Source organism: Stenotrophomonas sp. PS02297 (assembly GCF_029959705.1).
Lineage (GTDB): Bacteria > Pseudomonadota > Gammaproteobacteria > Xanthomonadales > Xanthomonadaceae > Stenotrophomonas > Stenotrophomonas nitritireducens.
The window spans coordinates 1-10259 of the sequence record NZ_JASCOS010000126.1; the positions used below are offsets into that span (position 1 = coordinate 1).

Here is a 10259-nt window from a genome sequence, read left to right on the forward strand (position 1 = left end):
TTCGGCGCGCCCCCTGACTCGGGGGGAACCCGCCAGCGCTCCGGGCGGGCCCCCCCCGGTTGCCCGCCAAACCCGCGGGCCCCGTCTCTCGCTTGCCACACCCCGCGCCTTAGGCGCGCCCCCTGACTCAGGGGGCTTTCCTCCAGACACGACGCAGGTGCGGGGCGAGCCCCGCATCTACAGATGGGGAATCGCGGTCAGCGCGGTGGCGCCATCAGCTCGCGCGCGCTCAGGTAACCGTCGCCGTCGGCGTCCTGTTTGTGGAAGCGTTCGAGGATCACCTGCTTCTGCTGCTCGCGGGTGATCGGTCTGCCGCGGCCACCGGGTTGCTCTTCCGGCTCCAGCACGCCGTTGCCGTTGCGGTCCATGCGGTCGAAAGCGTAGAGCATCCACTGCAGGTATTCGTCCGGGCTTACCCGGCCATCGCCGTCCAGGTCCATGCGCCGCAGGTAGTCGGTGGTGTCCTGCACCTGCGCCGCCGGCGCCGCCCACGGCAGCGTCGCCGCCAGCAGGAACGACAGACGCCGCACGAGGCGGCGTCCATGGGCAGAACCGGAGGCGCGGTTGGTCATGCCGCGCTGAGCGAATAACCCTTCAGCCGCGCCGCGTAGGCCTGCAGGGCGGCCACGCCGCTGGCCTCGGCCTCGTGGCACCACTGCTGCAGGTGCCGGAGACGCTCGGCGGCGTCGTGGGTGCGCGCTTCCAGCAGCGCGGCCAGGCGCGCGCGGTGCTCGACCAGCACCTGGATGTTCGGGCGCTGGCTCACCCACTGATGCAGCTGTTCGCGACAGGCCGGCTTGAGCCAGCGGCCGTCGTTGACCAGGCCCTTGCGCATGCGCCGCGGCAGCAGCTTGCGCAGCTTGGCACCAGCGGCGGCCGCCTCTTCGCGCAGGGCCGGGGCGAACACGTTGCGCTGGTAGTCGGTCATCGCCTGGAAGCGGTGCGAGAGCAGCGCCTTGAGCGTGTCGGCGTCGGGCACGGCGATGTTGGGGCGGATGTCCATGGTCGGCGCCACGCGCAGCACCTTGGCCAGGCCCAGCGCCTGCAGCAGGCGGATCGCCTGCCAGCCGATGTCGAACTCCCAGCGGCGCATAGAGAAGCGCGCCGAGCTGGGGAAGGCATGGTGGTTGTTGTGCAGTTCCTCGCCGCCGATCCAGAACGCCCACGGCGTCAGGTTGGTCGAGGTATCGGCCGATTCGAAGTTGCGGTAGCCCCACCAGTGGCCCAGGCCGTTGACCACGCCGGCAGCCCAGAACGGGATCCACGCCATCTGGATCGCCCACAGGGCGATGCCCGGCAGGCCGAACAGCGCGAAGTTCAGCGCGAACAGGAACACCGGGCCGAGGTTGGCGTGCGGGGTGTAGAGGTGGCGCTCGATCCAGTCTTCCGGCGCGCCGCGGCCGTACTGCTCGATGTCCGCGCGCATCGTGCGCGCCTCGCGGTACAGCTCCACGCCGCGCCAGAACACGCGGCCGATGCCCTTGGTCACCGGGCTGTGCGGGTCCTCGTCGGTCTCGACCTTGGCGTGGTGCTTGCGGTGGATGGCGACCCACTCGCGGGTGATCATCGAGGTGGTCAGCCAGGTCCAGAAGCGGAAGATATGCGAGACCAGCGGGTGGAAGTCCACGCCGCGATGGGCCTGGCTGCGGTGCAGGTACAGGGTCACCGCGAAGATGGTGAGCTGGGTGAACACCAGCAGCACCGCCAGCATGCCCCACCAGCCCAGGCCGGCGATGCCGCCGGTGAGGAAGTCGAGGAGGGTGTCGGACATCGCGGAACTCCAGAGCTGTTTCGGTGACGGATGAAACCGTGGATACACATGATGGGGCCTGCCGCGGCAAACTTCATCACCCCGAGCGTCAACTTTGGTCCAATCCTTCAGCTGCCCCGCCACCGCCCGACCTTGCCTGAATGATGCCCACCGCACCCGCCGCCGTCGCGGCCCCCCTGATCGAGCTGGACCATGCCTGCGTCATCCGCGGCCAGGTCCGGGTCCTGCACGAACTCGACCTGCGCATCGAACAGGGCCAGCACACCGCCATCCTCGGCCCCAACGGCTGCGGCAAGTCCTCCTTCATCAAGCTGATCACGCGCGAGCTGTACCCGCTGGCGCGCGCCGACGGGCACGTGCCGGTCAAGGTGCTGGGCCAGACCCGCTGGCAGGTGGACCGGCTGCGTTCGCAGCTGGGCATCGTCACCGGCGACCTGTCCAGCAACCTGTCCGACATGCCCGGGCTGGGGGTGGAGGACGCGGTGATCTCCGGCTTCTTCGCCAGCTACGTGGTGCCGGCGCACCGCGACGTCACCGACGCCATGCGCGACCGCGCGCGCCACGCGCTGGAACTGGCCCGCGCCTCGTCGCTGCTGGGCCGCAGCTACGCCGAGCTGTCCGCCGGCGAGACCCGACGCGTGCTGATCGCCCGCGCGCTGGTGAACCAGCCGCGCGCGCTGCTGCTGGACGAGCCCTCCACCGGGCTGGACCTGGTCTCGCGCCAGCACCTGGTCGACACCATGCGCCACCTCGCCGGGCAGGGCATCACCCTGGTGCTGGTCACCCACCACATCGAGGAAGTGATTCCGGAAATCCAGCGGGTGGTGCTGATGAAGGGCGGGCGCATCTTCGCCGACGGCCTGCGCGGCGAACTGCTGCGCGCCGGCCCGTTGTCGGAGGTGTTCGGCGGCCCGATCGACGTGCAGGAAGAAGACGGCCGGCTGACCGCCTGGGCCCGCGCCGTATAGGTGAGCGGCGGCATCGGTGCGATGATGCCGGCCCGTTCCACCGATCCATGCCGCCGCGATGTCCCGTTCCCCGTTTCCGCTGCGCCTGGGCGCGGCCTTCGTCCTGGCCGCCGCGCTCGGCGCCTGCGCCGGCACGCCCGCCACCGTTTCCACCGGCCATGGCCAGGCCACCGCACCGGCGCCGACCGGCTACCTGCAGGGGGCCGCGATCCCCGACAGCCTGGCGCTGAGCCCGCCACCACCGGCGCCGGGTTCGGCCTGGGCCGCGCTGGACGACGCCGTCGCCCGCCAGGCCCTCGCGCTGCGCGACAGCGCGCGCTTCCACCAGGCCCACACCGATGCCGACCTGCGCTTCCCCACCGGCGCCGGGCAGTTCAGCTGCGCGCTCGGGGTTCCTGTCGATGCCGCACGCACGCCGGCCCTGTACCGCCTGCTGCAGCGCAGCCTGATCGACGCCAGCGCGGCGACCCGCGCGGCCAAGAACCACTACAAGCGACCGCGCCCGTTCATGGTCAATGGCGAGCCGACCTGCACGCCCGACGACGAGCCGCACCTGCGCGGCAGCGGTTCCTATCCGTCCGGCCACACCGCGATCGGCTGGGCCTGGGCGCTGATCCTGTCGGAAATCGCCCCGGAGCGCGCCACCGCCCTGCTCGAGCGCGGCCGCAACTACGGCCACAGCCGGCTGGTGTGCAACGTGCACTGGTACAGCGACGTGCAGCAGGGCCAGGCTATGGGCGCGGCCGTTGTCGCGCGACTGCACGACAACGCCGAGTTCCGCGCCGACCTCGCCGCGGCGCGGCGCGAGATCGCCGCCACGCCCGCGCAGGCGTTGCCGATGCCGCGCGACTGCGCCGCCGAAGACGCGGTGCTGGCAACCGATCTGCCAGAAGCGCGTTGAGCCGCTTTTCGCAGGAGCGGCTTCCGTCGCTCCTGCGGGTCCGGTGGCCAGCGGTTTCAGGCGTTACCTCGCAGGGTGGCTCCCTTCATTGCGGCTAGAGTGGGGCGTTCGTCCACGCCAGGGCCTCCCATGTCCACACCCCACCGCCGCCTGCGCGTCCTGCTGGCGGCCGCGCTGCTCGCATTCGCCGCCGCCACGCAGGCGCAGTCCTTCCGCCTGATCGGCTACGTGACCGACGGCCCGGCGCCCCTGCGCCTGCCAGCCGCGCAGCTGGACGTGGTCAATTTCGCCTTCGCCTGGGTCGCGCCGGACGGCAGCGTGTACCTGCCCGACACGGTCGATCCGGCGCAGGTGCATGCGCTCGTCGCCCACCGTACCGACAGCCCCGCGCTGAAGATCGTGCTGTCCATCGGCGGCTGGGGCGCCGGCAACTTTTCCGAGGCGGCCGCCACCGCGGCGGCGCGCGCGCGTTTCATCGACAGCGGCGTCGCCCTGCTGCACCGCTTCGACCTCGACGGCCTGGACATCGACTGGGAATACCCGACCCTGGGCGATGCCGACATCAGCCACAGCCCGGACGACCGGCGCAATTTCACCCTGCTGCTGGAAGCGCTGCGCGCGCGCCTGGACCGCGAAGGCGGCAAGCGCCATTACCTGCTGACCATCGCCGCGGCCGAAGGCCGGTTTGCCGAAGGCCTGGAACTGCCGCGCATCGCCCGGTCGCTGGACTGGATCAACCTGATGACCTACGACTTCCATGGCAGCCTGACCCCGACCACCGGCCACCACAGCGGGCTGGCGCGGTCGGCGCTGGCCCCGGCGGACGGACGCACCACCGAAGGCGCGGTGCGCTACTTCCTCGATGCCGGCGTGCCGGCGGACAAGATCAATGTCGGCGTGCCCTTCTATGGCCGCAGCTTCGGCGACGTTGAAGCCACCGACCACGGCCTTTACCGGAAGTTCGCCAGCGATGGCGGCTTCATCACCTGGAGCGAGATCGTGCATACCCGCCTCGGCGCGCCGGGCTGGGAACGCCACTGGGACGCGCAGGCGCAGGTACCCTGGCTGTGGAATCCCGCCACCCGCCAGCTGATCACCTACGACGACCCGCAGTCGCTGGCGATCAAGGCCGCATACGTCAGGCGCAACAAACTCGGCGGCATCATGTACTGGGAACACCGGCTGGACGATGGCCAGCTGCTGGACACGCTGCACAAGGCACTGCACGAAGCCCGCTGACCCGCGCGGCGCGGCAACCGCCGCGGCATAGACTGGGCGACCGCCATTACCCTCCAGGTCCGCCCATGAGCCAGTGGTATTTCCACACCCCCGGACAGCCCGACCGCACCGGTCCGCTCGACCACGAGACCGCCCGCCGCCACGTGCAGTTGCACCGCGATGCCCTGGCCTGGCGCGAGGGCATGCAGGGCTGGCAACCGGCCGCGGCGCTGCCCGAGTTCGGTGGCCAGGCAGCGCCGCCACCGATGCCGCCACCGGTGGGCGGGCGCCGCAACCGCGCCGACGACATCGACTTCCGCATCGTCGGCCATGAGATGCAGTTCGTGGAGATCGAGCTGGACCCGGGCGAGAGCGCCATCGCCGAGGCCGGCGCGCTCATGTTCAAGGACGCCGCGGTACGGATGGAGACCGTGTTCGGCGACGGCCGCCACGAAGGACAGGGCGCCGGGCTCATGGACAAGCTGCTGGCGGCCGGCAAGCGCGTGATCACCGGCGAGAGCCTGTTCGCCACACTCTACACGCATACCGGCCAGGGCAAGGCCAGGGTCGCCTTTGCCGCGCCCTACCCCGGCACCGTGCTGCCGATGAAGCTCGACGAGCACGGCGGCAAGCTGATCTGCCAGAAAGACAGCTTCCTGGCCGGCGCGCGCGGCGTGCAGATCGGCGTGCACTTCCAGCGCAAGGTGATGACCGGCCTGTTCGGCGGCGAGGGTTTCATCATGCAGAAGCTCGAGGGCGACGGCTGGGTGTTCGTGCATGCCGGCGGCTGCGTGGTCGAACGCGAGCTGGCTGCCGGCGAACGCATCGACGTGGACACCGGCTGCGTGGTCGCCTACCACGCCGGCGTGGACATGGACGTGCGCCGCGTGGCTGGGCTCAAGAGCATGTTCTTCGGCGGCGAGGGCGTGTTCCTGGCCACCCTCACCGGGCCCGGCAAGGTGTGGCTGCAGTCCTTGCCGTTCTCGCGCCTGGCCGGGCGCATGTACGCGGCCGCGCCGCAGGGCGGCGGCCAGAGCCGCGGCGAAGGCTCGGTGCTGGGCGGGCTGGGGCGCATCCTGGACGGGGACAACCGGTTCTGACCCGTGCCTGACCGTTGGCCCGCGGTTTGGCCGGTTGCCGCTATGCTTGCGCCCTTTCCCGCATACCCATTCATCATGAAGCCGCGCAACGCCCGCCTGCTGCTGTCCCTTTCGCTGTTTGGCCTGCTGGCTGCCTGCGGCGGCGAGAACACGCGGCCGTCCGCGCCGGCGCAGGCGGTGGTGCCCGGCACGCCGGCCAAGCCGGTGAAGATCGGCGTCGCCCTGGGCGGCGGCGCGGCCAAGGGCTTCGCCCATATCGGCGTGATCAAGATGCTGGAGGCCAACGGCTTCGAGCCGGTGGTGGTGTCCGGCACCAGTGCCGGCAGCGTGGTCGGCGCGCTGTACGCCAGCGGCATGAATGCCTTCGACATGCAGCAGAAGGCGGTGTCGCTGGACCAGGCCAGCATCCGCGACGTGCGCCTGTTCTCCGGTGGCCTCATCCAGGGCCAGAAGCTGCAGGACTACGTCAACGCGCAGGTCGGCAACAAGCCGGCCGAGCAGCTGAAGAAGCCGTTCGCGGCGGTGGCCACCCAGCTGGAGACCGGCGAGCGCGCGGTGTTCGTGCGCGGCAATGTCGGCCAGGCGGTGCGCGCATCCAGCTCGGTGCCGGGCGTGTTCGAACCGGTCGCCATCGGCGGCAAGACCTTCGTCGACGGCGGCGTGGTCAGCCCGGTGCCGGTGGACGCCGCGCGCCAGCTCGGCGCCGAGTTCGTCATCGCCGTGGACATTTCCAGCAAGGCCAGCGGGCAGCGCCCGGGCAGCCTGCTGGGTACGGTGAACCAGTCCATCGCGATCATGGGCCAGCGCCTGGGCGAGCAGGAGCTGGCGCGCGCCGACGTGGTGATCCGCCCGCAGGTGCTGGACATCGGCGCGGCCGACTTCGAGCAGCGCGGCCGCGCCATCCTCGAAGGCGAGAAGGCGGCGATGGCGGCCATGCCGCAGATCCGCGCCGGCATCGCCCGCCTGCAGCAGGCGCATACAACCAGCGCGCGCAACGCCGACGCGCGCGCCAGTGCGGCGGCGGCCGAGGCCTACCAGCGCTGCCTGGATGGCCGCTCGCGGCTGGACAAGCTGCGCGGCAAGAACGGGGACTGCGTCGCGCCGGCGCACTGAGGCGGCGGCCGGCGTTCCATTCGACCGGGGTGTTGCGTCCCTGCAGGGCACCAAGGAAAACACAGCGCTTTGTAGCGCCGGGCAAGGCCCGGCGGGGCTTGCTTGGGAATGCCCCAGCGGGGCGTTGCCCCGCTCTACAAAACGCGGAGCGCGGTGGCTTTGTAGCGCCGGGCGATGCCCGGCGGGGCTTGCTCGGAAATGCCCCCAGCGGGGCGTTGCCCCGCTCTACAGAGCCTTTGCGGTATTTGCGGGTCGTGCGGGCTACGACCGTGTGTACTGCACCTGCACCCAGAATTTGTCGGCGTCGCGCGTGCGCAGCGCGTCGCTGCTGCGGTAGCGCGCGGTCTTGAGCAGCACGCTCAGGCCTTTGAGCTGCGGAATGGCGCGCTCCCACGACAGGTCGAACTCGCGGCCATAGCGATAGCCGCCACGGTCGCTGCGGAAATCGTGGTACCAGGCCTGCGCCTTGCCTCCGGCCAGTGGCAGCGCCACGCCGGCATAGGCGTCGCGCAGGCCGTCGGCCGGCGTCGTCAGGAACTGGTCGGCCCAGCCCTGGAACGCATGCTTGGTCGCCAGCGGCGTCTGGAAGGCGCGGTTGCCGGGGCCGCCATGGCCGGCGCCGAGCACTTCATAGCCGAGCGTGCTCTTCACGTTCCCGGCGGCATGGCTGGCTTCGCCCAGCCAGTAGCGGCTGTCCAGCGACCAGGGATTGTCCCGGCCATCGACCTGCCGCGCATGTTCCAGCACGTAGCCGAAGGCGCCATGGCTGCCCTGCAGGCGCAGGCCGGTGGTGTCGCTCGACAGCGTGCCGCGCGGCGCGCCCGCCGCCACCGCCACGTTCTCCAGGTCCAACCGGTAGTGATAGCCGGTGAGCGCCAGCGCCGCACTCGGCGCGAACCGCGCCTGCAGCAGGTGGCTGTCGCCGTGGATGTTGGCCGGCGCGGTGAGGCTGGGTGCAGCCGGTTCGTCCGGACCGAACACGGTGTTGATGTTGCCCACGTAGGCGTAGGTCAGTTTCCAGCGCGCATCCGGCGCCCATTCGGCCATCGCGCCGTCGTAGGTCTGCTCGTTCTGGCGCCAGCCCACGCCGCCGACGAAGCGCTGGTTGCCCAGGTTGATGCGCTGCCGGCCGAACTGCACATTGCCGCGCGCGCCGTCGTAACGCAGCAGCGCCTGGTTGAGTTCGGCGTAATCCGGGTCGGCCACCGTCGGGTACTGGGTGCGGCCGTTGCGGGTGTCGTTGAAGCGCTCGCCGCCCAGGTGCGCCACGCCGTCGACTTCGCCCAATGCCGACCAGCCGTGCCAGCGCGCGGTGCGGTAGCCCAGCCGCAGGCGTGCGGTGTGGGCATCGGCGTCGCGGGCGAAACCGTCCTGCGCGACATGCTCGTAGCGGTAGCGCAGGTCCAGCAGCGGTGCGCCGCCGGCATCGGCCGCCAGCGCAGGCGCGGCGGCCAGCAGCAGGGGTAAGGCGTGGAGGAGGCGGATCGACATGGCGGGCTCTCGTGTGGGGTGGCGCCATCCTCCGCGCCCGCTCCCACGGCCACCATGACGCGGATCAAGCCGGCGTCGATCGCATCCTGATCCAATGTGCGGCTGCCCCGCGCGCTTCCGCGCCGGCCTGCATCAGCCGCGGCCAAGCTGCGACAGCGGCAGCGCGCGGAACTCCTTGACCGTGCGCAGCACGAAGCTGGAATTGACGTCGGCCACGCCGGTGGCATCGAGCAGCTTGTCGAGCAGGAACGCGGAGAAGTGGTCCAGGTCGCGCACGTAGATGTGCAGCAGGTAGTCCATGTCGCCGGTGAGCGCGTGGCAGGCCACCACCTCGTCCCACAGCTGCACCGCCTCGACGAAGTGGCCGATCGCCGCCTGCCCGTGCTTGGACAGCTGCACGCGCACGAAGGCCTGCAGGCCCAGGCCGATGGCGCGCGGTTCCAGGCGCGCGCCGTAGCCGGCGATCACGCCTTCGGCTTCCAGCCGCTGCACGCGGCGCAGGCAGGCCGAAGGCGACAGGTTCACCCGCGTGGCCAGTTCGGCGTTGGTGGCGCGGCCATGCTGCTGGATTTCCGCCAGCAGGCGCAGATCGGTGCGATCAAGGGAGACGGCATTCATTTGTTGCTCCGCAACATAGAATCGACGCAACAATGTTGCGCCATGTCATGCATTCCGCGCAATTTCGCACACCTGTTGCGCGGCCGGCTTTCTACCATTCCGGTGATCGACTTTCCCGGAATACCGCCATGGACACTTCCCCGCGCCGCGTAGAGCACCAACAGACCGACAAGGGATACGTGCCGGTCTATACCACCGCCGTGGTGGAGCAGCCGTGGGACGGCTACAGCGCCGACGACCATGCCACCTGGAGCACGCTGTACCGGCGCCAGCGCGAGCTGCTGGTCGGCCGTGCCTGCCAGGAATTCCTCGATGCCCAGGACGAGATGGGCATGAGCGAGCACATGATCCCGCGCTTCGACCAGCTCAACGAAGTGCTGGGCGCGGCCACCGGCTGGACCCTGGTCGGCGTGGAAGGCCTGCTGCCGGAACTGGACTTCTTCGAGCACCTGGCCAACCGCCGCTTCCCGGTGACCTGGTGGATCCGCCGCCCCGACCAGATCGACTACATCGCAGAACCCGATCTGTTCCATGACCTCTTCGGCCATGTCCCGCTGCTTATGAACCCGGTGTTCGCCGACTACATGGCCGCCTATGGCCGCGGCGGGGTCAAGGCGCACGCGATCGGCCCGGAGGCGCTGCAGAACCTGACCCGCCTGTACTGGTACACGGTGGAATTCGGTCTGATCGACACCGCCGATGGCCTGCGCATCTACGGCGCCGGCATCGTCTCGTCCAAGGGCGAATCGCTGTACTCGCTGGAATCGGGGGCACCGAACCGTATCGGCTTCGACCTGGAGCGGATCATGCGCACCCGCTACCGCATCGACACCTTCCAGAAGACCTATTTCGTCATCGACAGCTTCGAGCAGCTGATGGCGGCGACCGAGCCGGACTTCACCCCGCTCTACGCGCGGCTGGCCGAGCAGGCGCATTTCCCGGCCGGCGACGTGCAGGACGGCGACCGGGTGTTCCAGCGCGGCAGCGGCGAAGGCTGGGCCGACGGCGGCGACGTCTGAGCCCACGCCCGTAGGAGCGGCTTCAGCCGCGAGGGGGCTTTTGTCGGTAAAGCCCTTTCG

At 70.3% G+C, this 10259-nt stretch carries 10 protein-coding genes; 6 read left to right on the forward strand and 4 right to left on the reverse strand.

What is annotated here, in order from left to right; translation table 11 throughout:
• Positions 1–197 precede the first annotated feature (197 nt).
• Positions 198–530: an EF-hand domain-containing protein gene (locus QMX80_RS16520; protein WP_282278246.1), complete on the reverse strand. Its 333-nt coding sequence runs from the start codon at positions 528–530 to the stop codon at positions 198–200.
• 38 nt (positions 531–568) lie between these two features.
• The gene (locus tag QMX80_RS16525; RefSeq protein ID WP_282278248.1) at positions 569–1771 is read right to left on the reverse strand and encodes a fatty acid desaturase; all 1203 of its coding nucleotides are present in this window, start codon (positions 1769–1771) and stop codon (positions 569–571) included.
• Between the two features lie 140 nt (positions 1772–1911).
• Between QMX80_RS16525 and QMX80_RS16530 the strand changes: the two genes are divergently transcribed.
• The 5 genes from QMX80_RS16530 to QMX80_RS16550 all read left to right on the forward strand — a co-directional run bounded on the left by QMX80_RS16530 (position 1912) and on the right by QMX80_RS16550 (position 7071).
• Positions 1912–2739, forward strand: a complete 828-nt coding sequence (locus tag QMX80_RS16530; RefSeq protein ID WP_273083762.1) for an ATP-binding cassette domain-containing protein — start codon at positions 1912–1914, stop codon at positions 2737–2739.
• A 58-nt stretch (positions 2740–2797) separates the two neighbouring features.
• Positions 2798–3640: a phosphatase PAP2 family protein gene (locus QMX80_RS16535; protein ID WP_282278250.1), complete on the forward strand. Its 843-nt coding sequence runs from the start codon at positions 2798–2800 to the stop codon at positions 3638–3640.
• Between the two features lie 129 nt (positions 3641–3769).
• Positions 3770–4879: a glycosyl hydrolase family 18 protein gene (locus QMX80_RS16540; protein WP_282278251.1), complete on the forward strand. Its 1110-nt coding sequence runs from the start codon at positions 3770–3772 to the stop codon at positions 4877–4879.
• Positions 4880–4944: 65 nt separating this feature from the next.
• The gene (locus QMX80_RS16545; protein ID WP_282278253.1) at positions 4945–5958 is read left to right on the forward strand and encodes a TIGR00266 family protein; all 1014 of its coding nucleotides are present in this window, start codon (positions 4945–4947) and stop codon (positions 5956–5958) included.
• 72 nt (positions 5959–6030) lie between these two features.
• On the forward strand, positions 6031–7071 hold the full coding sequence (locus QMX80_RS16550; protein WP_282278260.1) for a patatin-like phospholipase family protein: 1041 nt from the start codon (positions 6031–6033) through the stop codon (positions 7069–7071).
• Positions 7072–7332: 261 nt separating this feature from the next.
• Here QMX80_RS16550 and QMX80_RS16555 read toward each other — a convergent pair whose 3' ends face one another.
• Both QMX80_RS16555 and QMX80_RS16560 read right to left on the reverse strand, forming a co-directional pair.
• Positions 7333–8562, reverse strand: coding sequence for an alginate export family protein (locus QMX80_RS16555; RefSeq protein WP_282278255.1), 1230 nt, complete (start codon positions 8560–8562; stop codon positions 7333–7335).
• Positions 8563–8694: 132 nt separating this feature from the next.
• Entirely contained in the window at positions 8695–9180 is a 486-nt protein-coding gene (locus tag QMX80_RS16560) for an Lrp/AsnC family transcriptional regulator (protein ID WP_055768812.1), read from the reverse strand.
• Between the two features lie 128 nt (positions 9181–9308).
• Between QMX80_RS16560 and phhA the strand changes: the two genes are divergently transcribed.
• Positions 9309–10199 carry a phenylalanine 4-monooxygenase gene (phhA, locus tag QMX80_RS16565; RefSeq protein ID WP_282278258.1) on the forward strand — a complete coding sequence of 297 codons (891 nt, stop codon included), beginning with the start codon at positions 9309–9311 and terminating at the stop codon, positions 10197–10199.
• Positions 10200–10259 lie beyond the last annotated feature (60 nt).